The sequence below is a fragment of the Nocardia pseudobrasiliensis NBRC 108224 genome, from assembly GCF_001613105.1.
GTDB lineage: Bacteria > Actinomycetota > Actinomycetes > Mycobacteriales > Mycobacteriaceae > Nocardia > Nocardia pseudobrasiliensis.
This window is the reverse complement of sequence record NZ_BDBS01000004.1, coordinates 73,965-100,826: the sequence shown is the minus strand read 5'-3', so window position 1 is coordinate 100,826 and position 26,862 is coordinate 73,965. Positions and strand designations below refer to the sequence as shown.

Sequence of the window (26,862 nt, the reverse complement as noted above, 5' to 3'; positions counted from 1 at the left end):
CTAGAAGAAACCGCCGCCGTCGAAGCCGCCCCCGAACGGATCCCGGCCGCCGCCTCCGCCGCCACCGAACCAATCGAATCCGCCGCCCCCGCCGCCGAACAGGTCACCGCCGAACATATCGCCCCCACTGTCGCCGCCGCCGAACAGATCGCCGGAAATGTCTTGGGCCCCACCGTCTCCGAACCAGTCGAATCCGTCACCGGCCTGACTGGACCAGTCGCCGCCACTGTCCTGACCGAACCAGTCGTTCCCGCTGTCCTGCTGGAACTGGCTCAGCCAATCGTCGCCGCTGTCCTGTCCGTTCTGGCTGAACCAGTCGTCCCCGCTGTCCTGTCCGTTCTCGCTGGACCAGTCGTCGCCGGAGTCCTGTCCGTTCTGGCTGAACCAGTCGTCGCCGGAGTCCTGTCCGTTCTGGCTGAACCAATCGTCACCGCTGTCCTGACCCGCATCGTCCCCGCCGCTGTCCTGCTGCGATTGACCCGGCCAGTCCCCGCCGCTGTCCTGGCCCGCATCGTCCCCGCCGCTGTCCTGACCCGAATCATCGCCGCCGTCCTGTCCCGGCTGGTTCGGCTGCTTCGGACCCGACTGCTCATCGCCCGGCCCGCTCGACTGGTTGGGATTGTTGGCGGAGGTGTTCTGGTTGGGGGAGCTGGACGGTTTCCCCTTCTTGTACATGCTGTTGAGCTGGTCGATCTCACCCTTGTTCAACGGCGTGGCTCCGCTGTTGCACCGGTTGATCACGGGGGCCATGATGTCGCAGCCGCCGCCCTGGCTGTGATCGAGTCCGATGGAATGCAGGAGTTCGTGCGCGACGACTTCGGTCCGGTCGCCGGAATTCAGGGAGCGATTGTTGGCGTCGATTTTGACGAACGGTCCGGTGGCGTCCATTCCGCCCAGACCGGCCACACCGGCATCCAACTGCGCGCGGGTGATATTGATCGCGCCCCGGCCCGATCCGGGTTTCAGCACAATGTTCAGGCCCGGGGTGGAATTGAGATGTTTGACCCCGGCCTCGACGTCCGGATCATTGATCTTGTTGTTGTAGTGGATGATCGCCCGGCCGTCACTGTCGTAGCCCTGGATCGGGGCCTTGAAACCGAGACTCGGGGCGGCCGCAGAGGCGGTGGCGGTGGTTGTCAGCGCGAGGGCGCCGGGCCCCAGCAGACTTCCCGCGAGCAGCGTGGCGAATAGCCGGGGTGCGCCATTCGCGGGTGACTTTGCGGCTCGATGCTTTCCGCGATAGTTGCGACGATTGGCAGCAGTCGGCATAGGGCGGAGACCTCCGTGTGCACTTCGGGTGAGCGTTTCTATCCAGCCCTGAATGGCGGCTGATGCCAATGGATTACGCATCAGTCGCACGTCATGAGGATCGATCTCCACATTTCGGACCGGCACAATGCACAGTACTGGCGCACCGGTCGACGAGGACAAATATGTAAGCCAGGACTTAATGATCGAATACCGACCTTGTGCAGTCCGACAGGATCTGCCGCGATTTCCTGTGCCGGAGGAGGTCTCAGAGACCCGCGTCGGAGGCGATGCGGTGGGCGGTGTCGACGAGGCCGTCGACGAGTTCGGCGGTCGGCGCGCCCGCGACCGCCCGGTTGCGCGGGTCGTCGACGATGCGGCGCAGCACGCCCTCGGCGATGACGGCCAGCTTCCACACGGCCAGGGTGTGCCAGTAGCTCAGCGCCTTTCGGTCCCGGCCGGTGCGGTCGAGGTACTCGTCGACCAGTTCGTCGCGGGAGGGAAAGCCGGGGAGATTACACATCTCGAGTCCGGCGAAGGTCGGCTCGCCGGGCGCGGGCCAGTAGGCGAGCAGGGTGCCGACGTCGGCGAGCGGGTCGCCCAGGGTGCTCAGTTCCCAGTCCAGGACCGCGGCCACCGCGCTGGTACCGGGGGCGGTGATCACATTGCGGATGTTGTAATCGCCGTGCACTAGGGCGATTTCGCGCTGTTCGGGCACTGCGGCCAGCAGCCGCTCGGTGAGCCGGTCCAGCGCGGGCAACTCGCGGGTCTTCGACCTGTCCCACTGCGCCGACCAGCGTTTGAGCTGGCGCGGGGCGTAGGGTTTGTGGCTGGCCAGATCGTCGAGCCCGGTGGCCGTCAGATCGACGGCGTGGATGCGGGTGAGCGTGCGCGCGAGCGAGATTCCGGCCGTACGGCGCTGGTGCGGGGCGAGCCCCGCCGCGCTTTCGGGTCGATCGATGACGAGCCCGTCGACATATTCCATCAGCAGCAGCGCCGCCTCGCCCTCCTGCCGCAGCCCGTACACCCGCGGGACCGGGACGTCGGTCGGCGCGAGCGCGGCCAGGATGCGCGCCTCGCGGGCCACGTCGTGGGCGGAGGCGAGTAGCCGGCCCAGCGGCGGGCGCCGCAGCACCCACCGCCGGTTGTCGCCGTCGGTGATCCGGAAGGTCAGATTCGATTGCCCGATGCCGACCCGTTCGACGTGAAAGGGCGCGGCGCAGTCGATTCCGAGCTCATCCAGCCACGTGCCGAACGCGGCGTCGTTCAGCTCGAATCCGGACGCGTCGGCGGTGGGTCGGATGATCTCGGCGGCGGCGTTCGCTGTCATCCGGCCTCCTGAATCACACTGCGGCAGTAGCGCGAACCTTACCGGGCGGCGTGGCGAGAGTGGTCGAAAAGCCGGGTCAGCGCCGCGATGCTCTCGTCGTCGGCCGGTGCGACCAGGGTCGCGGCGTAGTCGGCGACCAGGTTGTGGAACCGATACCGTTCGGGCACAACCTGTTCCAGCAGATGGACGTCCACGAGCGCCTCGAGGATGGTTTCCGCGGTGTCCACCTCGAGATCGGCCAGCGCGGCCACGGCGTGGATATCGAAGTCGCGACCCGGATACAGGCCGAGCAGTTGGAATACCCGTTGCTGATCGGAGGACAGATCCTGATAGCTGGCGGTGAGGGCGGCCGAGACGCTGCGCGAACCCGCCGACAGATGTTCGAGCCGGTTGCCCGGATCGCGCAGCCGCATGGCCAATCGCTCGATCGGCCACACCGGCCGAGCGCGCAGGCGGCCGGCCGCGATCCGGATGGCCAGCGGAAGATAGCCGCACAGGCGTACGGTCTCCTCCACCGCCTCCGGCTGCACCAGTACCCGGTCGTCGTTGACGATCGAGGTGAACAGCGCCGTGGCGTCCGCCGGCGAAAGTACGTCCAGTGACAGGGTTTTGCAGACCTCCAGGTCGACGAGGCGGCGTCGGCTGGTGATCAGCACCAGGCAGTCGGGGGTACCGGGTAGCAGCGGCCGGATCTGATCGGCGTCGGCCACATTGTCCAGGACCAGCAGCACCGAGCGGCAGGCCATCTTGGCGCGCCACAGCGCCGCGCGGGCCTCCGGATCGGGCGGAATCGCCTCGCCCGGCACCCCTATCGCGCGTAAGAGCCTGTCCAGTGCCGCAATCGGCTCCAGGGGCGCGCTGTCGGCCGCGTGTCCGTGCAGATCGATATAGAGCTGCCCGTCGGGGTAGTGCGGACTGAGCCGATGGGCGGCGTGGATCGCGAGGGTCGTCTTGCCGACACCGGCCATCCCGTCGATGGCCTCGATCAATACGGTCCGGCGGGTCACATTCGGCGGGAGGTCGGCGAGCAGCCGGGTCAACTCCGCGGTGCGCCCGGTGAAATCCGCGATATCGCCGGGCAGTTGATTGCTGCCGGTCCGACCCGCGTCGTCCGGCTCGTGCTCGCGTGAGGCGAAATCGACCACGCCGGTGGGGGATCCGCCGAATGCGGGCTCGATCTCGTCGCGCAGGATCCGCCGGTGCAGTTCGCGCAGTTCGCGGCCCGGTTCGATGCCGACCTCGTTGGCCAGGCGGCGCTGGGCGTCCTGGAAGACCATGAGCGCCTCGGCCTGGCGTCCGCAATGGTAGAGGCCGAGCATGAGCAGTGTCCGAAACCGTTCCTGCAGTGGGTAGGCCGCGACCAGGGGGACGAGTTCGGAGACGGCCTCGGCGTGTCGCCCGCGGGCCAGCTTGATTTCGGCGCGGTGCTCGAGCGCGGTCAGGTACCGCTCCTGTAGCCGCCGGCGTTCGGCCTCGACGATCGGACCCGCCAGGCCGCTGAAGGGTTCACCGCGCCACAGCGCCAATGCCGAATCGGCGTGGTCGGCCGCGGCCGCCAGGTCGTTTTCCCGCCGGGATTGTTCGGCCGCGGCGATGCGACGGTCGAAGGCGACATGATCCAACAAAGCCGGATCACCGTGTAGCACATATCCCGTATCGGCCCAAACCAGTGATGATTCCGAAACATTACACACGCGACGCAGTGCCAATGCCCGCCGTAAACGGCTGACGTAGGTCTGAACACCATTGCGCGCATCACTCGGCGGGTGTGCCCCCCACACGCCGTCGATGATGGCATTCACCGTTACCGGCCGGTTCATCTTCAGTAGTAGTGCGACGAGTACCGCTTGTTGTTTCGCCGGTCCGAGCTCGATTTCGCGGTCTTCCCGCCATGCTGTGAACGAGCCCAGCACGCCGTATCGGATCTGCGGTTGCGTCATGGACAAAGCCCTCCTGAACCACATGCAGCCACTGATGAGGATAGGCCCGTACGGGCCTCGCTGAAGTAAGAACGGCCGGAAACCTCCTGTGTGACCAGCGATTTAGGTATGAGTACAGCGACAGTTACGTCGGCTGGGACATCCTGATCGAGTGTGCTGCAACATGATCCGGGGGCCACGATTCGTCGATCGGTCGAAAAAGCACCCGGTTCTCAACAGCCCACCTGATTACCATGCAGCACACCAGCCGAGTCACCGTTTCATCGTGCTACCGAGGCGCGCCGACAGGGCGTGTCGCCCAGGCGGATTCGAAATGGGCGACAGGTGCGGCGGCGCTCGGCTGGGGGCACCGTCGCCCCACCATCGTACGCATACCGGCGGTCCGGTTCCGTGGCGTTTACGTACCAGCGGGTACGAGCCGGGTTCCGGAACGTCGAATAGATCGAGATCAGCAGCCGTGCCGATGCCGGGGTACGCCGCGCTGCCGAGCCATCGACCGGATACGAAACGCTCGCCACGAACGGGCTCGTCCGGTTACCAACGGATCGATATCGCCGAAAACCGGTGATAAGCGAGGAACTCTGCCATGCAATCCGGTAATGAACCACGGCTGCGCAACTCGACTTCTATTCAGAAAGAGCTGTGGCTGGCCCACGAGCTGGCCGATATGCCGAACAACTGCATTGTCTACATCGACATCCACGCCGATCTGGACATCGGTCGCTTCGGCGTCGCGTTGCGTCATGTGTTCGCCGAATCGCGCGCGCTGCGCGTGAATTTCGTGCGCGGCTCCGACGGGCCGATGGTCGTCGAGCGCGATGCCGCCGAATGGCTACTGGCACATGTGGATCTGACCGGACAGCCCGATCCGGTCGCGGCCGCCTACGATTATATGGCGCGCGACCGCGAGACCGGTTTCGATCTGGAACGCGATTGGCTGCTGCGGGTCACCCTGCTCGAGATCGGCTCCGGACGCTACTTCCTGTCGATGTGTTTCGACCACATCATCATGGACGGTGTCGGCGTCGCGGCGTGGGCACAACGCGTTCTGGACGTATACGACGCGGCCATGGCCGAAACTCCGGTCGGACCGTCTGGATTCGTCGGAATCGACGAGGTGATCGAGGGCGATCTGACCTATCGCCGCACCCAGCGGGCCGCCGACGGGGAATTCTGGCGTCACCATATACCGGGCGGTATCGATGCCTTGCGACTGCCCGGTCACGCGAACGGGGCGGCGAAGCCGGGCAGAGTCGGCGCCACCCACGGCTTTTCCGGTGCGGAACTGAACGCATTGCTGACCGCGGCCGAATCGGCCGGGGTCAAACTGCCCTATCTGTTCATGTCCGTCGCCGCCGCGGTCATCCAGCGCTATGCGCAGCGCGACGAATTCTGCGTGCAGATTCCGGTATCGAATCGAGGCGGCGTGGCGGGCCGCACGCCCTGCCAGCTGTCGGATACCGTTCCACTGCTGATCAATTCGAGCCGCGATCTGTCGCTGCGGGAGTTGGCCTCGCGGATCTGCGACAGCTTCGCCAGCGTCAAGGGTCACCTGCGCTACGGGATGTCGGATATCCGCCGCGACGCCGGGATACCGGCGAACTCCGAGTCCAATCCGTTCGGTCCGGTCATCAATGTGATGTCCTTCTTCGGCGCGCTGCGGATGTCCGGCGGCACGGCCGATCTGCAGCTGTATTCGGCCGGTAACAGCGGGGACCTGTCGATCGTGTTCTACTACGAAAGGCAGTCCAGTCGGGGCGGCTACCTGCGGTTGGAGGGCGACTCCCGGCTGTACACCGACGAGGATCTGCGCACCTATCTCGAATCCATCGCGCGCTGTCTGCGACAGGCGATCTCGGATCCGAGCGCGCCCATCGCGGCCGTGGATATTCTCGGCCCGGACCGGGAATTGGTCGTGGGGGAGTGGAACGACACCGCGGTGCCGACCGATCCCGAGGCGACCCTGGTGGGATTGTTCGAGGATCGGGCACGGCGCGCACCGGATGCGATCGCGGTGGCAGCGGGATCGGCGGAACTTTCCTATCGACAACTGAATGCCTGGGCCGATCGCGTGGCGAGGTCACTGACCGCGCGCGGCGTCGGACCGGATCGAGTTGTCGCCGTGGCCTTACCGAGATCGGCCGAACTCATCGTCGCGATGCTGGCGGTGTCGAAGGCCGGTGGCGCGTATCTGCCGATCGACCCGGGCCATCCCGCCGACCGGCTGGCATTCGTGCTTCGCGATGCCGCACCCGTCGCCGTCCTGACCGATGCCGCCACCGCGAAATCACTGCCCGACAGCGCAATCGCGACCCTGTTCCTCGAGGAGATCGACGAGTCCCCGCACGACGATCGACCCCTGACGCCCCCACGCGCCGGCAATCTCGCCTATCTGATCTACACCTCCGGCTCCACCGGCACGCCGAAGGGCGTAGCCGTCACCCACGGCAATGTCGCCTCGCTGTTTCTCAGCACCGCCGGGTGGTGCGAATTCGGATCCGGGGATGTGTGGTCCTGGTGTCATTCCCAGGCTTTCGACTTCTCCGTCTGGGAGATCTGGGGCGCTCTGGTGCACGGCGGCCGGGTCGTGGTCGTGCCGTGGGAGGTGGTGCGCACACCCGCGCGGCTGTGGGACCTCATCGTCGAACAGGGCGTGACCGTCCTCAATCAGACGCCCTCGGCATTTCAGGCTCTGGCCGACGCCCGAGCCCTCTCCGCGACCACCGAAGCCCCGTTGCGCATGGTCGTATTCGGCGGTGAGGCACTGAAGGATACCCATCTGCGGTCGTGGTACGCGGCCGGACGGGGTGCGGACCCGGTGCTGGTGAACATGTACGGGATCACCGAGACCACGGTCCATGTGACGAGACTGGAGCTGTCCGCCGCTCGGGTCGCGCCCGGCGGCAGCCCGATCGGGTCGCCGCTGGGGAATGTGCGGGTTTTCGTCCTGGATTCGGTACTCGAACCGGTGCCGGTGGGCGTCGCCGGTGAACTGTATGTGGCGGGTGCGCAATTGGCGCGCGGATACCACGGCCGGGCCGCGATGACCGCGGCCAGATTCGTGGCCGATCCGTTCGATCGCCGCGGCGGTGGGCGGTTGTATCGCACCGGCGATGTGGCGCGCTGGAACGGCGACGGGACGCTGGAATTCATCGGCCGGGCCGACGACCAGGTGAAGGTGCGGGGCTTCCGGGTGGAGCCCGGTGAGGTGGAAAGCGCTCTGGCGCAGCATCCTTCGGTGTCACAGGCGGTGGTGGTGGCCCGCGACTCCGGTGTGGACGGCGACAAGCAGTTGATCGGATATGTCGTCGTCGATCCGAGCAGCCCCGTCGACGGCGCGCAGGTGCGCCGGTTCGCGGCCGATCACCTGCCCGAGTTCATGGTGCCGACCGTGGTGCTGACGATCGACTCGGTGCCGCTGACCGCGAACGGAAAACTGGATCGCCGCGCGCTGCCCGAGCCGGAATTCTCCTCCTCGGCGGCGTATCGCGCGCCGGGTAACGAGCGCGAACTCGCCCTGGCCGAACTGTTCGGCGAAGTCCTCGGGCGCGACCGGGTCGGCGTGGACGACAGCTTCTTCGAACTGGGCGGGCATTCGCTGTCGGCCACTCGACTGATCAGCCGGATTCGGGTGGTCCTGGGTGTCGAGGTGCCGATCCGGACGGTCTTCGACGCCCCGACCGTCGCCCGGCTGGCGGTCGGGCTCGACGCCGGGGTGCGGGTGCGCCCGGCCCTGTCGGCGCGCCCGCGGCCGGAGGTGACGCCGCTGTCGTTCGCACAGCGGCGACTGTGGTTCATCCAGCGGCTGGAAGGGCCGTCGGCCACCTACAACATCCCGTTGAGCGCGCTGTTGAGGGGCGCGTTCGACACCGCGGCATTCGCCGCCGCGTTCGGTGATGTGGTGGCCCGCCACGACAGTCTGCGCACCGTATTCGCCGAGATCGACGGGGTGCCGTCGCAGCGCGTCCTCGATCTCGGGAGTATCGAGATGCCTGTCACCGTCACCGCGGTGGATCGGTCCGAGGTGGATGCGGCGATCGCCGAGGTCGCGCGATACCGCTTCGATCTGTCCGCCGGCATTCCGATCCGGGCCGATGTGTTTCGGTGTGGTGAGCACGAGTGGGCGCTCGTGCTGTTGATTCACCACATCGCGGGCGACGGCTTGTCGGCGGCGGCTATGCTGCGCGATCTGTCGGTGGCCTACGCGGCGCGGCTCGAGGGCCGCGCGCCGGGCTGGAAGCCGCTGCCGGTGCAGTACGTGGATTACACACTGTGGCAACGGGAATTGCTCGGATCCCCCGATGATCCCGACAGCGTCGTCGCACGGCAGTTCGACTACTGGCGGCGTGAACTGGCCGGAGTGCCGGAGCAACTGCGATTGCCGACCGACCGCCCGCGCCCGCGGGTGGCGACCTATCGCGGTGACATGGTGCTGTTCGGCATCGATCCCGAAACCCGGGCCGCGGTCGAGCGCATGGCGATGCGCCGGGGCGCGACGGTGTCGATGGTGCTGCAGTCGGCCCTGGCGGTGCTGCTGTTCAAACTCGGTGCGGGCGAGGATATTCCGATCGGCGCGCCGATCGCCGGACGCACCGATGCCGCACTCGCCGATCTGGTCGGCTTCTTCGTCAACACCTGGGTGCTGCGTGCGGCCGTCGCGCCGGAGGCCACCTTCGTCGAGATTCTGGACCAGGTCCGGACGAAGGCGCTCGCCGCCTACGAGAATCAGGACGCGCCGTTCGAATTGCTCGTCGAACTGCTCAATCCGACCCGCTCGGCGGCCCACCACCCGCTGTTCCAGGTGCTGCTCAGCTTCCAGGACAGCACCCTGTCCACGCTGGAACTGCCCGGGGTCGAGATCACTCCCATGCCACCGGCGGGCACGACCTCGCGATTCGATCTGACCTTCAATATCGGCGAGGCCCGGGGCGTCGCCGGGTGGGACGGCTTCATCGAATACGCCACCGATCTGTTCGACCGCTCCACGGTCGAGGCGATGGCGGATCGTCTCGTGCGGACGCTGCGCCAGCTGGTCTCGGATCCGGAAATCCTGATCGGATCGGTGGATGTCCTCGGCGGCGCGGAACGCGAACTGGTGCTGCGGCATTGGAACGACACCGCCGTCGAGGTCCCCGATTCCACCGTGGTCGCACTGTTCCGGGCGCAGGTCAACCGGACGCCGGACGCGGTAGCCGTGTTCTGTGGCGTGACGGCGATGTCCTATCGGGAACTGGATTTCCGTGCCGAACGCCTGGCGCGGATATTGACCTCGCACGGTGTGGGCCCGGATACCGTTGTGGCGGTGGCACTGCCGCGCTCGGTGGAGCTGATCGTCGCGCTGCTGGCGGTGCTGAAGGCCGGTGGGGCGTATCTGCCGATCGATCCGGCCTATCCATCGGATCGGCTGGCGTTCATTCTCGCCGATGCCGCGCCGGTGGCCGTGGTGATCGATTCGGTGACCGCGAAGGTATTGCCCAACAACGAGATACCGCATCTGTACGTGGACGCACTCGACACCACGGCGGTGGGCCACACCGGTCGAAAGGCCGCTGTGCGGCCGCAGAATCTGGCCTACGTCATGTACACCTCCGGATCCACCGGGACCCCGAAGGGCGTCGGGGTCACGCATCGCAATGTGCTGAATCTGGCCTGTCAGTCCTGGTCGACGGGTCCGGGTGAGCGGGTGCTCGTGCATTCTTCGATGGCCTTCGACGCCTCGACCTACGAGATCTGGCCCGCGTTGATCGGCGGCGGCGCGCTGGTGCTGGCCACCGAGCAGCGTTCGGATCCGGCCGAGATCATCCGACTTGTCGAAACGCGTTCGGTGACAAGAATGTTCGCGACACCGGCGCTGCTGTCGGTGCTCCTGGATCGGGCCGAGGCGCTGCCCGGCGATCCGTTTCGCAGCCTCACCCAGGTGATTGCCGGTGGCGCCGAACTCAGCTCGGCGATCGTGCGCCGACTGATATCCGACGCGCAGGTCGTCAATGGGTACGGTCCGACCGAGACCACGGTTTTCGCCACGGTGTTCGCCGCCGATGTCGCGACCGCGGGCGAGGCCGCCGTGCCGATCGGCTCGGCGCTCGCGAATGTCCGTGTGTTCGTGCTGGATTCGGGTCTGGCGCCGGTTCCTCCCGGGGTGCCCGGGGAGCTGTACATCGCCGGTGCGCAGCTGGCGCGCGGCTATCAGGGCCGGGCGGGATTGACGGCGACGCGATTCGTCGCGGATCCGTTCGACGCCTCCGGTGGCCGGCTGTATCGCACCGGCGATGTGGTGCGGTGGAATGTCGAGGGCCAGTTGGAGTTCGTGGGTCGGCTCGACGATCAGGTGAAGATCCGCGGCTTCCGGGTCGAACCCGGTGAAGTGGAAAGCCTACTGGCGCAATACCCTTCGGTGTCCCAGGCGGCGGTGGTGGCCCGCGACGCCGATACCGGCGGCAAACAGCTGGTCGGCTATGTGGTTCCCGGCAGCGCCGGTTCGGCCGAACTCGACGCGGCGCAGGTGCGCGGATTCATCTCCGAGCGACTGCCCGATTTCATGGTGCCCGCGGTGGTGATGGTGCTCGACGCGATGCCGCTGACCGCGAACGGGAAACTCGACCGCGCGGCCCTGCCGGATCCGGAGTTCGCCTCGCTGGTGGCCTATCGCGCACCGGTCAGCGAGCAGGAAAAGGTGCTGGCGGGGCTGTTCGCCGAAATCCTCGGACTCGATCGAGTCGGCGTGGACGACAGCTTCTTCGCGCTGGGCGGGCATTCGCTGCTGGCCACCCGGTTGGCCAGCAGGATCCGGGTGGCGCTGGGGTTCGAAGTGCCGATTCGGACGGTGTTCGACGCTCCGACGGTCGCGCAGTTGGCGACTCGCTTGGATGCCGGGGTGCAGGTGCGTCCGGCCCTGTCGGCCCGCCCGCGGCCCGAGGTGGTGCCGCTGTCGTTCGCGCAGCGGCGGCTGTGGTTCATCCATCGGCTCGAGGGACGCTCGGCCACCTACAATATGGCGCTGGCGGTGCGGCTGTCCGGGGCCGATCTGTCCGCGCTGGCCGCGGCGCTCGGCGATGTGGCCGCGCGGCACGAGAGTCTGCGCACGATTTTCGCCGATGTCGACGGCGTGCCCGCTCAGCGGGTGCTGGAGGTCGGCGATGTCGAGGTGCCCATCGCGGTGATCGACACGGCCGCAGCGGAATTGGATGCGGCGGTGACCGGCGCGGTGCGTTACGGATTCGACCTGTCCTCGGAGATTCCGCTGCGCGCCACCATGTTCCGCACCGGTGCGGACGAGTGTGTGCTGGTCCTGCTGATCCACCACATCTCCGGTGACGGTTGGTCGCTGACGCCGCTGCTGCGGGATCTGTCGACGGCGTACGCGGCCCGCCTCGACCGGCGCGAGCCAGGATGGCGGCCGCTGCCGGTGCAGTATGTGGACTACACGCTGTGGCAGCGGGAGCTGCTCGGCTCGGCGTCCGACGCGGACAGCGTGCTGGCGCGGCAGTTCGAGTACTGGCGACGCGAGCTGGACGGTCTGCCGGAACAGTTGCGTCTGCCGACCGATCGGCCGCGGCCGCGCGTGGCGAGTTATCGCGGCGATATGGTGTATTTCGGCATCGACACCGAAACCCGCGCCGCGGTCGAACAATTGGCCGCGCGTGAGGGCGCGACGGTATCGATGGTTCTGCAGTCGGCGCTTGCGGTTCTGCTGTTCAAACTCGGTGCGGGCGAGGATATTCCGATCGGATCGCCGATCGCCGGACGCACCGACGAGGCGCTGACCGATCTGGTGGGCTTCTTCGTCAACACCTGGGTGCTGCGCACCGCGGTCGTGCCGCAGGCCCCGTTCACCGAGATCCTCGGCCAGGTCCGCGCGCGTGCGCTGGCCGCCTACGAGAATCAGGACGTCCCGTTCGAACTGCTGGTGGAATTGCTGAACCCGGTCCGCTCGGCGGCACATCATCCGCTGTTCCAGGTCACGCTGGCATTCCAGAACAACACCCTGCCCGCACTGGAATTGGACGGTGTGCGGATCGAGCCCTATCCGGCCTCGACCGCCACCGCGCGCTTCGATCTGTTCTTCAATATCGCCGATGCCCCGGCCGGGCAGGCGTGGAGCGGATTCGTCGAATACGCGACCGAACTGTTCGACCGGTCCACCGTCGAGGCGATGGCCGGGCGATTGGTGCGCGTGCTGCGCTCGGTGGTGTCGACGCCGGAGCTGCCGGTGGGGTCGATCGAGGTCCTCGGCGTGGACGAACGTGAGCTGGTGCTGCGCGCGTGGAACACGACCGGGCGGCACCTGCCGGACACGACCCTGGCCGGTGTGTTCGAGGCCCGGGCCGCCGCGCACCCGGATGCGGTGGCGGTGGTCTGCGGTGACACCGAGCTGACCTACGGCGACCTCGACGGTCGCGCCGCGCGGTTGGCGCGGGCGTTGATCGCCCGCGGCGTGGGCCCGGACACGATTGTCGCGGTGGCATTGCCCCGATCCGCGGAGCTGTTCGTGGCATTGGTCGCGGTACTGAAGGCCGGTGGGGCGTATCTGCCGATCGATCCGGCCTATCCGTCGGATCGGGTGGCGTTCATTCTCACCGATGCCGCTCCGGTCGTTTTGGTGACCGACGCGGATACCGCGAAACTGTTGCCCCGCAATGAGATACCGCAGCTGTATCTCGAGGATGCCGCGGACGGTCCGGATCGGGGCGTCGTCGTGCGAGCGCAGAATCTGGCGTACATGATCTACACCTCCGGGTCGACCGGTGTGCCCAAAGGCGTCGGCATCACGCACCGCAATGTGGTGAACCTCGTCGCGCAGGCCTGGCGGGTGAGCCCCGAGGATCGAGTGCTGGTGCATTCGTCGGTGGCGTTCGACGCCTCGACCTATGAGATCTGGCCCGCCCTGTGCGGCGGCGCGACCCTGGTGGTCGCGACCGAGCAGCGCTCGGACCCGGCCGAGATCACGCGCTTGGTCGAAACCCGTTCGGTGACGAAGATCTTCGCTACGCCGCCACTGCTGTCGGCCCTGGTCGAGCATCTGGAGCTGTTGCCGGGCAACCCTTTCCGGAGTCTGACGCAGATCGACACCGGTGCCGATACGCTCACCGCCGGACTGGTCGAGGCGCTGAAATCCGCGTGTGCCGGTGTGCGCGTCGACAATCTGTACGGACCCACCGAGGCGACGGTGAATGTGACGTCGCTGGCCGTGCCCGATGGCCTCGCCGGTGTGGTGCCGATCGGTTCCCCGGTGGCGAATACGCAAGTCTACGTGCTGGATTCGTGGCTGACGCCGGTCCCGGTGGGCGTTCCCGGGGAGCTGTATGTCGCCGGTGCGCAACTGGCGCGCGGATATCGCGGCCGGTCCGGACCGACCGCCGCGCGGTTCGTGGCCGATCCGTTCGATACCGCCGGTGGTCGCCTGTATCGCACGGGCGATGTGGTGCGGTGGAATCGCGACGGGATGCTGGAATTCGTGGGCCGGGCCGATGATCAGGTCAAGATCCGTGGTTTCCGGGTCGAGCCCGGCGAGGTGGAAACCGTTCTGGCGCAGCATCCCTCGGTATCGCAGGCGGTTGTGGTCGCGCACGACACCGACTCCGGCGGTAAACAGCTCGTCGGATATGTGGTGGCCGACGGCTCCGGGCCGGTCGTCGGCGAGGATGAACTGGTCGGACAGTGGCGTCGGGTCTACGACGACCTGTACTCCGCCGCCGAGGACAGCCGCGACACCGGTTCGGACAGCACCGAATTCGGCTCCGACTTCGGCGGCTGGAACAGCAGCTACACCGGAACCGCCATCCCGATCGAGCAGATGCGCGCTTGGCGGTCGGCGACCGTGGACCGCATTCGAGAACTGCGCCCGCGGCGGGTGCTCGAGATCGGCGTGGGCTCGGGTCTGCTGATGTCGCAGCTGGCCCCGGAGGTCGAAGAGTACTGGGCGACGGACTTTTCCGCGCCCACCATCGCCGCCCTGGAACGGCAGCTGCGCGAACTCGACGCCGAATGGACCAGCCGGGTCTCACTCAGCGTCCGCGCCGCCGAGGACACCGCCCGGCTGCCGGAGAACCATTTCGACACCGTGGTGCTGAATTCGGTGATCCAGTACTTCCCGGGCGAGGCGTATCTGCGCAAGGTCCTCGGCCGGGTGCTGCGCGTGCTGGCCCCCGGCGGCGCGGTATTCGTCGGCGATGTGCGCAATCTGGCGCTGCTCGAGGAATTCGCGACCGCCGTGCAGATCGCGCGGCACGGAAACGACGATCCGGCCACGCTCGACGACCGCGTCCGCCGCGATATCGCCGCCGAACAGGAACTGCTGGTCGCCCCCGAATACTTCCTGAGCCTGTGCCGCGAGGCGGACGGTTTCGACGCCCTCGATATCGGACTCAAGCGGGGCTACTGGGTCAACGAGCTGAGTCGCTACCGCTACGACGTGGTCCTGCACAAGGCTCCGGCCCAACCGCTGTCGGTCGCGGCCCTGCCCCGAGTGGAATTCCGCGACCGCGATCGGCTGCTCGGGCTGCTCGGCGAACGACATACCGACGGCCTTCGCATCACCGGAATTCCGCATGCCGCAGCCGAATTCGGCCTCGGATTCGAAGGCGTTCTCCCCGCCGCGACCGAGCGGACCGGCCCGGGACTGCTGCCGGAGGATCTGCATCTGCTGGGACAGCGCTTCGGCTACCTCACCGCGGTCACCTGGTCGGCACAGCCGGAGCGGATGGACGCGGTATTCGTCGACGCCGAGACGGCCCGCGGCCGATCCCTGACCGATATCTACGCCGCGCCCACTCGATTGGGCGAACCCGGCTCCTACACGAATACTCCGCAGGCGGGCCTGCTGGCCGCCGATGTGCGCCGATTCGCCGGTGAACGGCTGCCGGAATTCATGGTGCCCGCGGTGGTGATGGTGATCGACTCGGTGCCCCTGACCGCGAGCGGCAAACTGGATCGCCGGGCGCTACCCGATCCGGAATTCGCCTCCTCGGTGGCATACCGAGCGCCGGGCGGTGTCGAGGAGCAGATGCTGGCCGAATTGTTCGCCGAGGTGCTCGGGCTCGATCGGGTCGGTGTGGACGACAATTTCTTCGCCCTCGGCGGACATTCGTTGTTGGCCACGCGGCTGGTCAGCCGGATTCGGGCGGTACTGGGCATCGAGGTGCCCATCCGGACGGTCTTCGACGCGGCGACCGTGGCGCAGTTGGCGACCCGGCTCGACACCGGCGTCCGGGTGCGGCCGATGCTGTCGCCGCGCCCGCGACCCGAGGTGGTGCCGCTGTCGTTCGCGCAGCGGCGACTGTGGTTCATCCATCGGCTGGAGGGACCGTCTGCCACCTACAACATCGCCCTGGCCGTGCGATTGACCGGTGTGTTCGACGCCGCGGCGTTCGCGGCCGCGGTCGGTGATGTGGTGCTGCGGCACGAGAGTCTGCGCACGATCTACGTCGAACCCGACGGCACACCCGCCCAGCGGGTGGTCGAGGCGAGCCGGGTCGAGGTCCCGGTGAACGTGACCGAGGTGGCCGCGGCCGAGCTGGACGCGGCGGTGAACGCGGCCGTACGGTACGGCTTCGATCTGTCGACCGAGATTCCCATCCGCGCCGATGTCTTCCGCTCCGGGGCCGAGGACTGCGTGCTGGTCGTGCTGATTCATCACATCGCCGGTGACGGCTGGTCGATGACGCCGCTGCTGCGCGATCTGGCGATGGCCTACACCGCGCGGCTCGAGCATCGAGCGCCGGGCTGGCGGCCGCTGCCGGTGCAATACGCCGATTACACGCTGTGGCAACAGGAATTGCTCGGCTCACCCGTGGATCCGGACAGTGTGCTGTACCAGCAGTTCGCCTACTGGCGACGCGAACTCGACGGGCTGCCCGAGCAATTGCGCTTGCCCACCGATCGCCCGCGCCCGCGCATGGCCGGATATCGCGGGGACATGGTGTTGTTCGATATCGATCCGCAGATCCGCGCCGCGGTGGAGCGGTTGGCCGCGCGTGAGGGTGCGACGGTGTCGATGGTGTTGCAGTCGGCGTTGGCGGTGTTGTTGTTCAAACTGGGTGCGGGGGAGGATGTTCCGATCGGTTCGCCGATCGCCGGGCGGACCGATGAGGCGCTGGCGGATCTGGTGGGATTCTTCGTCAACACCTGGGTGCTGCGCGCGAGAATGACCGCGGCGCAGTCGTTCACCGATCTCCTCGGCCGGGTTCGGGCGAAATCGCTGGCGGCCTACGAGAATCAGGACGTTCCATTCGAACTGCTCGTCGAATTGCTGAATCCGGCTCGCTCGGCGTCGCATCATCCGCTGTTCCAGGTGTCGCTGGCATTCCAGAACAACACGCTGCCGGTGCTGGAGCTGTCCGGTGTGCGGATCGAGCCCTATCTCGCCTCCACGGCCACCGCGCGATTCGATCTGTTCTTCAATATCGCCGACGCCCCGGTCGGCCAGGCCTGGAGCGCCTTGATCGAATACGCGACCGAGTTGTTCGATCGCAGCACCATCGAGGCGATGGCGGCCCGGTATCTGCGGGTCCTGGCGTCGATCGTGTCCGATCCGGATATCGCGGTCGGATCGATCGATGTACTCGGCGCGGAGGAACGCGAATTCGTGCTGCGCCGGTGGAACGACACCGCCATGGGCCCGCACGACCGCACCCTGGTCGACCTGTTCCGGGCGCAGGTGTCGCGCACTCCCGATGCGATCGCGGTCGTCTGCGCGGATACCAGCCTGTCGTATCGCGAGCTCGACGGCCGCGCCGATCTGCTCGCACACCGGTTGCGCTCGCGCGGAGTCGGTCCCGACGCCCTGGTCGCGGTGGCCTTGCCGAGATCGGCGGAGCTGATCGTGGCGCTACTGGGCGTGCTGAAGGCCGGTGGCGCGTATCTGCCGATCGATCCGGCGTATCCGGCGGATCGGGTGGCCTTCGTCCTCACCGATGCCGCACCGGCCGTGGTGGTCACCGATTCCACCACCGCGAATGCCCTGCCCGGTACCACGACACCGCAACTGCGACTGGACGTGCCGAACGGCGATGGTGTGGGATATCACCATCAGGCGACGCCCGTGCGGCCGCAGCATCTGGCCTACGTCATCTACACCTCGGGTTCGACCGGTGTGCCCAAGGGTGTCGGCGTCACCCACGGCAATGTGGCGAATCTGGTCGCCCAGGCGTGGACGATCAGCTCCACCGATCGGGTGCTGGCGCATTCGTCGGTCGCGTTCGACGCCTCGACCTATGAGATCTGGCCCGCGCTGTGCGGCGGTGCGGCCGTGGTGGTCTCCGGCGAGCAACGCTCGGATCTGGCCGAGATCGCCCGGCTGACCGAAACCCATTCGGTGACAAAGATGTTCACCACGCCGCCGATGCTGGCGGCACTGCTCGATCATGTCGAATCCACCCCGGGCGCACCGCTGTCGACGCTGCGGCGAATCATCGCCGGCGGGGCGGAGCTGACGGCCGATGTGATCGGCAGGCTGCACGCGAAATATCCGGACGCACAGGTCATGAACGGCTACGGCCCTACCGAGACGACGGCGTGTGTCACCGACTACGACGCGCGGGCCGACGGTGTCGGTCCGGTCGCGATCGGCCGACCGCTCGGCAATGTCCGCGTGTTCGTTTTGGATTCGGGCCTGGCACCGGTGCCGGTCGGCGTTCCCGGCGAGTTGTATGTGGCCGGTGCGCAATTGGCGCGCGGCTATCACGGCCGGGCCGGATTGACCGCGGCGCGGTTCGTCGCGGATCCATTCGACCCCAGCGGCGGCCGGTTGTATCGCACGGGTGATGTGGTGCGGTGGAATGCCGATGAGCAGTTGGAGTTCGTGGGTCGGGCCGACGATCAGGTGAAGATCCGTGGTTTCCGGGTCGAACCCGGTGAGGTGGAAGCCGCTCTGGCCCAACATCCCTCGGTCTCCCGGGCGGTGGTGACGGCTCGCGATACCGAGGCGGGCGGCCAGCAGCTGGTCGGATATGTGGTGGCCGACCGGTCCGGACCGGTCGTCGGCGAGGACGAATTCGTGGGCCAGTGGCGTCGGGTGTACGACGACCTCTACGGCGGCGCTCGAGCGGCGAACGGTAACGGCCACAGCGTATCCGGATTCGGCTCGGACTTCGGCGGCTGGAACAGCAGCTACACCGGAGCCCCGATTCCGGTGGAGCAGATGCGCGAATGGCGCATGGCCACCGTCGAGCGGATCCGGGAGCTGAAGCCGCGGCGGATCCTCGAGATCGGCGTGGGTTCGGGCCTGCTGCTGTCGCAGCTGGCTCCCGACTGCGCGGAGTACTGGGCGACGGATTTCTCCGCGGCCACCATCGAGACCCTGCGCGACCAGTTGCGCGGTCTGGACGCGCCCTGGGTGGAGCGGGTGTTCACCGCCGTGCAGGCGGCCGACGATCCGAACGGCCTGCCCGAAGGGCATTTCGACACCGTGGTGTTGAACTCCGTCGTACAGTACTTCCCCGGCCAGGTCTACCTGCGCCGAGTCCTCGAACACGTCCAGCGGGTGCTCGCGCCCGGTGGCGCGGTATTCGTGGGTGACGTACGCAACCTGGCACTGCTCGAGGAGTTCACCACCGCGGTCCAGATCCTGCGCCACGGCGGCGACGATCCGCTCGCCGTGCGCGATCGCGTGCGCCGCGCCATCGCCGCCGAGAAGGAGCTGCTCATCTCGCCCGACTACTTCGTCGATTTGTGTCGTGGGGCAACAGGTTTCGACGCCGTGGATATCGAGCTCAAACGCGGCGCCCACGTCAACGAGCTGAGTCGATATCGCTACGACGTCGTCCTTCGCACATCGCCCGCGCGGCCGCTGTCGGTCGGGGAGGTGCCGAAAGTCGAGTTCCGCGACCATGATTGGTTACACAGACAGCTGCAGGACCGTCAGCTCGGTGGAATTCGGATCACCGATATCCCGCATGCGGGTCTGATCGGTGAGATCGAGGCCACCCGCCGCATCCGGCTGGGCGGGCGGGTATCGGCCGATCAACTCGACGACGCCCCCGATCCGACGGGCCTGCTGCCCGATGATCTGCACGCGCTCGGACAGCGATTCGGATACCTCACCGCGGTCACCTGGTCCGCGCGAGCGGGCCGGATGGACGCGGTCTTCATCGACCGTGCGGTGGTGCGGGATCGGCCCCTGACCGATGTCTACCTGCCGTCGGCCGAGCTGGGCGATCCGGCCGCCTATGCCAATAATCCGCAGGACGCGCTGCTGCCCGCCGAACTGCGCGCGTTCGTGGCCGAGCGGCTGCCGGAGTTCATGGTGCCCGCGGTGGTGACGGTGATCGACGCGCTGCCGCTGACCGCCAATGGCAAACTCGATCGCGCGGCCCTGCCGGATCCGGAATTCGCCTCCTCGGCGGAATATCGGGCGCCGAGCACCGAGCGGGAACGCGCGCTGGCCGACCTGTTCGCCGAGATCCTCGGGCGCGAGCGGGTCGGCGTGGACGACAGCTTCTTCGCGCTGGGCGGACATTCACTGCTGGCCACGCGGTTGGCCGGTCGGATCCGCGCGGTGCTGGGCGTCGAGGTGCCGGTCCGGGTGATCTTCGACGCCCCGACCGTCGCCGAACTCGCCCAGCGCTGGCCACAATTGGCCCCGTCCCGACGACCCGCGCTGCGCAAGATGAATCGGGAGGTGGGTCTGTGATGATCCCATTGTCGTTCGCCCAGCGCCGGTTGTGGTTCATCCATCGGCTCGACGGGCCCTCGCCCGCCTACAACATGCCGGTCGCGGTCCGATTGACCGGTGAATTCGATGAGGCGGCGTTCGCGGCCGCGGTCGGCGACGTCGTCGCGCGGCACGAGAGTCTGCGCACGATATTCGTCGAGGTCGACGGCGTGCCGACCCAGCAGGTGCTCGACAGCGTCGAGGTGCCGGTGGTGATCGCCGACGTCGCGCCCGCCGAGGTGGACGCCGCGGTCGCCGAGGCGGCCGGACATCCGTTCGAACTGTCGACCGAGATTCCGATTCGGGTCACGGTATTGCGCTGCGGCCCTAGCGATTACGTCGTGCTGCTGCTGATCCACCACATCGCCGGTGACGGCTGGTCGATGTCGCCGCTGCTGCGCGATCTGTCGGTCGCGTACGCGGCGCGCCGGAACGGTCGCGCGCCGGAATGGGAACCGCTGCCGGTGCAGTATGTGGACTACACGCTGTGGCAGCGCGAATTGCTCGGTGCGGCAGACGATCCGGGCAGCGTGCTGTCGCAGCAGTTCGAGTATTGGCGGCGCGAGCTGGACGGGCTGCCCGAGCAACTGCCCTTGCCGACCGATCGGCCGCGGCCTCGGACCGCCGGATATCGCGGGGATGTGGCGATCGTCGGGATCGATGCGGCGACCCGCGCCGCGGTGGAGCGATTGGCCGCCCGCGAGGGCGCGTCGGTATCCATGGTGATGCAGGCGGCCCTGGCGGTCTTGCTGTTCAAACTCGGTGCGGGGGAGGATATTCCGATCGGATCGCCGATCGCCGGACGCACCGACGAGGGTTTGACGGATCTGGTCGGATTCTTCGTCAACAGCTGGGTGTTGCGCACGAATGTGACCGCGCGGACGTCGTTCACCCGAATTCTGGGCGAGGTCAGGACGAAGGCGCTGGCCGCCTACGAGAATCAGGATCTGCCGTTCGAATTGCTGGTGGAACTGCTCAATCCGGTGCGCTCGGCGTCGCATCACCCGCTGTTCCAGGTGCTGCTGAGTTTCCAGAACAATGCCGCGCCCACCCTGGAATTGCCGGGGGTGACATTCGAGCCCTACGCATTGGCGGCGACGACATCGCGATTCGATCTGGTGTTCAATATCGCCGACGCCCCCGCGTCGGGCGGGTGGGATATCCATGTCGAATTCGCGACCGATCTGTTCGATCGGTCCACGGTCGAGGCGATGGCCGTGCGGCTGGCCCGGATTGCCCGGCTGGCCGCGACGGATCCGGATACTCCGGTGGGTTCGCTCGATGTCCTCGACGCCGATGAGCGCGAGCGGATTCTGCGTCGATGGAACGACACCGCCGCGGAGATCGCGGGCCGCACCCTGCACGGACTGTTCCACGCGCAGGTCACTCGCACACCGGATGAGCTCGCGGTGATCTCCGGCGACCGCACGCTCACCTATCGGGAGCTCGATGACCGCGCGAGTCGGCTGGCACGGGTTCTGGCCGCGCGCGGTGTGGGACCGGATCGCGTTGTGGCGGTGTCGATGCCGCGCTCGGTGGATTTGATCGTGACGTATGTGGCGGTGTTGAAGGCCGGTGGCGCGTATCTGCCGATCGATCCGGCCTATCCGCCGGATCGGCGGGCATTCGTGCTCGAGGATGCCGCGCCCGCGCTCGTCGTGACCGAACTGGACGAATTCGAACGCGCCGAGGCCGGACCCGATCGGGATGTCGTGGTGCGGCCGCAGAATTTGGCGTATGTGATCTACACGTCGGGGTCGACCGGTACGCCGAAGGGCGTCGGCATCACCCACGGCAATGTGGCGAATCTGATCACCCAGGCGTGGGCGGCCGGGCCGCGGGATCGAGTGCTGGTGCATTCCTCGATCGCCTTCGATGCGTCGACCTACGAGATCTGGCCCGCCCTGTGCGGTGGGGCCGCGTTGGTGCTGGCGAATGAGCGGCGCTCGGATCCTGCGGAGATGGCGCGCCTGACCGAAACCTGGTCGGTCACGAAGATTTTCGCGACACCGCCGCTGCTGTCGGCGATGGTCGACCGCGACTTCGCGAGTCTGACACAGGTGAATACGGGCGCGGACACCCTCGGCGGCGATCTGGTGCGCGCGGTGCGCGACGCCTGTCCGGGCGTGCGGGTGGTCAATCTCTACGGCCCCACCGAGGCGACGGTGAATGTGACGGCGCTGAGAGTGCCCGACGATCTCGACGGCTCGGTGCCGATCGGCTCACCGGTGGCGAATACGCGTGTCTACGTACTGGATTCGTGGCTGATGCCGGTGCCGGTGGGTGTGCCCGGTGAATTGTATGTGGCCGGTGCGCAACTGGCCCGGGGATATCTGGGCCGCGCGGGGATGACGGCGGGACGGTTCGTCGCCGATCCGTTCGATGCGGTCGGTGGGCGGTTGTATCGCACCGGTGATGTGGTGCGGTGGAATGCGCACGGGCAGTTGGAATTCGTGGGCCGCGTCGACGATCAGGTGAAGATCCGTGGCTTCCGGGTCGAGCCCGGTGAGGTGGAAGCCGTTCTGGCGCGCCATCCTTCGGTATCGCGCGCGCTGGTGGTGGCGCTCGATGCCGGTAGCGGCGGCAAACAGCTGATCGGGTATGTGACTTCCGCCGATCCGACCGGACTCGGCGGGGCACGGGTGCGCGGCTTCGCGGCCGAACGGTTGCCCGATTTCATGGTGCCCGCGGCCGTGGTGGTGATCGAATCGATTCCCCTGACCGCCAACGGAAAGGTCGACCGCGCGGCGCTGCCGGTGCCGGAGATCGGATCCTCGGTGGCGTACCGGGCCCCGGGCACCCCGCGCGAACGGCAGCTGACGGAACTGTATGCCGAGGTGCTCGGGCTGGACCGCGTGGGTGTGGACGACAGCTTCTTCGCCCTCGGCGGTCATTCGCTACTGGCTACGCGGCTCGTGAGCCGGATCCGGGCGGTGCTGGGCGTCGAGGTGCCCATTCGCACCGTCTTCGACGCGCCGACGGTCGCGCATTTGGCGCACCGTATGGATGCGGGCGAGCGGATTCGTCCGGCCCTGACCGCCCGGCCGCGCCCGGCCGTGTTGCCCGTGTCGTTCGCGCAACGGCGGCTGTGGTTCATCCATTGGCTGGAGGGCCCGTCCGCCACCTACAACCTGCCGGTGACGGCTCGGCTGACCGGTGCGATCGATATACCGGCCTTGCGGGCGGCGATCGGTGATGTCGTGGCGCGGCACGAAAGCCTGCGCACGGTATTCGCCGAGGCCGACGGTGTGCCTGTGCAGCGGATCCTCGATGTCGAGGGGGCGGTCACGGTTACCGAGGTGGCGGCCGACGAATTGGATGCGGCCGTGCATGCGGCGGTCCGACACGAATTCGATCTGTCATCGGAAATTCCGGTGCGCACCACCGTATTTCGTAGCGGCGACGACTGTGTGCTGGTTCTGCTGATGCACCACATCGCCGGTGACGGCTGGTCGGTCGCGACGCTGCTGCGCGATCTGTCGGTCGCGTACACGGCCCGGTGCGAAGGGTATGCGCCGCAGTGGGAGCCGCTGCCGGTACAGTACGCGGATTACGCGCTGTGGCAACGGGAATTGCTGGGGGAGGCCGCGGATCCGGACAGTCTGCTGTCCCGGCAGTTCGAGTACTGGCGACACGAGCTCGACGGGGTGCCGGAGCAATTGCGTCTGCCGACCGATCGCCCGCGGCCGCGGACGGCCGAATTCCTCGGCGATGTCGTGAGTTTCGACATCGATGCCGAGACCCGCCTCGCGGTGGAGCGGTTGGCCGCGCGTGAGGGTGCGACGGTGTCGATGGTGTTGCAGTCGGCGTTGGCGGTGTTGTTGTTCAAACTGGGTGCGGGGGAGGATGTTCCGATCGGTTCGCCGATCGCCGGGCGGACCGATGAGGCGCTGGCGGATCTGGTGGGATTCTTCGTCAACACCTGGGTGCTGCGCACAGGCGTGGATTCCGGGGCATCGTTCGCGGAAATCCTCCGGCAGGTCAAGGCGAAAGCGTTGGCGGCCTACGAGAATCAGGACGTCCCGTTCGAACTGCTCGTCGAGCTGCTGAACCCGGTCCGGTCGGCGTCGCATCATCCGCTGTTCCAGGTGTCGCTGGCATTCCAGAACAACACGCTGCCGAAGCTGGAACTGCCGTCGGTGGGTATCGAGCCCTATCCGGTGTCCACCGGCACGTCGCGATTCGATCTGCTGTTCAATATCGCCGACGCTCCGGCCGGACGGATGTGGAGCGGGCTGGTCGAATTCGCGACCGAGATATTCGATCGTTCGACGGTCGAGGCGATGGTCACGCGGTTCACCGTGTTACTGCGGCAGGCGGTGTCCAACCCGGGCGCGGCCGTGGGTTCCCTCGATATCCTCCATGGCGACGAATGGGATCTGACGGTGCGCCGGTGGAACGCTACCGACGTGTCAATTCCGGACCGGACGGTGGACGCGTTGTTCCGCGCACAGGTCGCCCGGACGCCGGAGGCCGTCGCTGTCGTCTGTGCGGGAACCGAGTTGAGCTACCGGACGCTCGACGAGCAGACCGAGCGGCTTGCGCGGGTGCTGGTCTCGCGGGGGGTCGGGCCGGATACCGTTGTCGCGGTGGCCTTGTCGCGGTCGGCGGATTTGATCGTGACCTTGGTGGCGGTGTCGAAGGCCGGCGGGGCCTATCTGCCGATCGATCCAGCCTATCCCGCCGATCGAGTGGCCTTCGTCCTCGCCGACGCCGCGCCGATCGCAGTCCTGACCGATACCGCGACCGCCGAACTGTTGCCGGACAATGCGATACCGCATGTCTACCTCGACCGGCTCGACGCCGATCAGGGCCTGGACCGGATCACTGTCGCGCGGCCGCAGAACCTCGCGTACCTGATCTACACGTCCGGTTCGACCGGGGCTCCGAAGGGGGTCGGGATAACGCACCGCAATCTGGTGAGCCTGATTTCTCAGGCGCGGTCGGTGACAACCGGAGATCGCGTACTGGCGCATTCCTCGATAGCCTTCGACGCCTCCACCTATGAGATCTGGCCTGCCCTGTGTGGCGGCGCGACATTGATCGTGGCGACCGAGCAGCGGTCGGATCCGGCGGAGATCGCGAAGTTGGTCGAGACCCGTTGGGTGACGAAGATTTTCGCGACGCCGCCGCTGCTGTCGGCCCTGGTCGATTATGGGCGGACGTTGCCGGACAATTCGTTGTCGAGTCTGACGGAAATCGCCACCGGTGCCGACACGCTCACCGCCGGCCTGGTGGAGGCGTTGAAATCGGTCTGTGCGGGTGCGCGTATCGAGAACCTGTACGGGCCGACCGAGGCGACGGTGAATGTGACCTCATCGGTCGTGCCCGATGGCCTCACGGGAGTAGTGCCGATCGGTGCTCCTGTCGCGAATGCCCGTGTCTACGTGTTGGATTCGTGGCTGCTGCCGGTTCCTGTGGGGGTGCCGGGAGAGCTGTATATAGCCGGTGCGCAACTGGCGCGCGGCTACTACGGTCGGGCTTCGTTGACGGCGTCGCGGTTCGTGGCCGATCCGTTCGATGCGTCGGGCGGGCGGTTGTATCGCAGCGGCGACGTGGTGCGGTGGAATGTCGACGGGCAGTTGGAGTTCGTCGGCCGGATCGATGATCAGGTCAAGATCCGTGGCTTCCGCGTCGAACCAGGCGAGGTGGAAGCCGCACTGACACAGCATCCTTCGGTATCCCAGGCGGTGGTGGTCGCGCGCGAGACCGAAACCGGCGCGAAGCGGCTGATCGGTTACGTCACCGCCGATACCGACGGGACGGAGATCCGCGCCTTCGTCGCCGAGCGACTGCCGGAGTTCATGGTGCCCGCGGTGGTCATGGTGCTCGATTCGATGCCGTTGACCGCCAACGGAAAACTCGACCGCGCCGCACTGCCGCAGCCGCGATTCGCCGCCTCGACGCCGTATCGCGCGCCGCGGACCCACACCGAGGAAGTACTGGCCGCGGTGGTCGCCGAGGTGCTCGGGTTGGCTCGGGTGGGCGTCGACGACAGCTTCTTCGAATTGGGTGGAGACAGTATTCGGTCGATTCAGGTCGTATCGCGCGCCCGCGCGGCAGGTGTCGAGGTGACCCCTCGGGACGTGTTCGACCGGCGGACAGTGGCGGCCCTGGCGGCGGTCGCGGGCGAACGCCCGCTGGATTCGGTGTCGATGGAGTTGCCCGGCGGCGCGGTCGGGTGGATGCCGTTGCTGCCCGCGGCTCGGTTCGTGCGGGAGCTGGGGGCCGGGTTCGACTCCTTCAGCCAGTCGATGACGGTTGATCTGCCGTTGGGCATCGATCGGACGCAATTGGTCGCGGTGCTGGCCGCGGTGATCGATCGCCACGATGTGCTGCGATCGCGCCTGGTCGACGATGAGCGCGGGGCGGGACTCGAGGTCGCGCCGGCCGGATCGATCGACGTGGAGCGATTGCTGCATCGCGTCGACAACGACGAGGTCACCGCCGGATTGGATCCGGCGGCCGGGGTGATGGTGCGGTTCCTGTGGTTCGATGACGGCCCGCGGCGTCCGGGCCGGTTGGCGATCGTGGCGCATCATCTGGTGACCGATGGAGTGTCGTGGCGGATTCTGTTGCCGGACTTGGCATCCGCGTGGCAGGCGGTCGCGGCCGGGCGCACGCCGGTGTGGGCGGCGACGGGGACGTCGGTGCGGCGATGGGCGCACGGGCTCGTCGAACAGGCCGCGACGCTG

5 protein-coding genes (1 of these 5 cut by a window edge) are annotated in these 26,862 nt (G+C 67.3%); 2 read left to right on the top strand and 3 right to left on the bottom strand.

Annotated features, from left to right (window positions below):
• From NP4_RS05330 to NP4_RS05320, 3 genes are all read right to left on the bottom strand, one after another.
• Positions 1-1,269, bottom strand: coding sequence for a matrixin family metalloprotease (locus tag NP4_RS05330; RefSeq protein WP_067992743.1), 1,269 nt, complete (start codon positions 1,267-1,269; stop codon positions 1-3).
• A gap of 247 nt (positions 1,270-1,516) precedes the next feature.
• Positions 1,517-2,578 carry a phosphotransferase family protein gene (locus tag NP4_RS05325; RefSeq protein ID WP_082875565.1) on the bottom strand — a complete coding sequence of 354 codons (1,062 nt, stop codon included), beginning with the start codon at positions 2,576-2,578 and terminating at the stop codon, positions 1,517-1,519.
• A 38-nt stretch (positions 2,579-2,616) separates the two neighbouring features.
• Positions 2,617-4,518, bottom strand: a complete 1,902-nt coding sequence (locus NP4_RS05320) for an AfsR/SARP family transcriptional regulator (protein ID WP_067992740.1) — start codon at positions 4,516-4,518, stop codon at positions 2,617-2,619.
• Positions 4,519-5,104: 586 nt separating this feature from the next.
• Here NP4_RS05320 and NP4_RS05315 point away from each other — a divergent pair.
• Both NP4_RS05315 and NP4_RS05310 read left to right on the top strand, forming a co-directional pair.
• Positions 5,105-20,146 carry a non-ribosomal peptide synthetase gene (locus NP4_RS05315; protein WP_067992737.1) on the top strand — a complete coding sequence of 5,014 codons (15,042 nt, stop codon included), beginning with the start codon at positions 5,105-5,107 and terminating at the stop codon, positions 20,144-20,146.
• Positions 20,146-26,862, top strand: the 5' end (the start) of a protein-coding gene (locus NP4_RS05310) for a non-ribosomal peptide synthetase (protein ID WP_067992735.1). 13,650 nt of this gene lie beyond the right edge of the window; only the first 6,717 of its 20,367 coding nucleotides appear in the window; its start codon is at positions 20,146-20,148; its stop codon lies beyond the right edge, outside the window. The genes NP4_RS05315 and NP4_RS05310 overlap by 1 nt, the downstream gene beginning before the upstream one ends.

Coding starts and splice junctions, on each gene's coding strand:
- NP4_RS05315 (WP_067992737.1), top strand. CDS start 5,105: ATGCAATCCGGTAATGAACCACGGCTGCGCAACTCGACTTCTATTCAG.
- NP4_RS05325 (WP_082875565.1), bottom strand. CDS start 2,578: ATGACAGCGAACGCCGCCGCCGAGATCATCCGACCCACCGCCGACGCG.
- NP4_RS05330 (WP_067992743.1), bottom strand. CDS start 1,269: ATGCCGACTGCTGCCAATCGTCGCAACTATCGCGGAAAGCATCGAGCC.
- NP4_RS05320 (WP_067992740.1), bottom strand. CDS start 4,518: ATGACGCAACCGCAGATCCGATACGGCGTGCTGGGCTCGTTCACAGCA.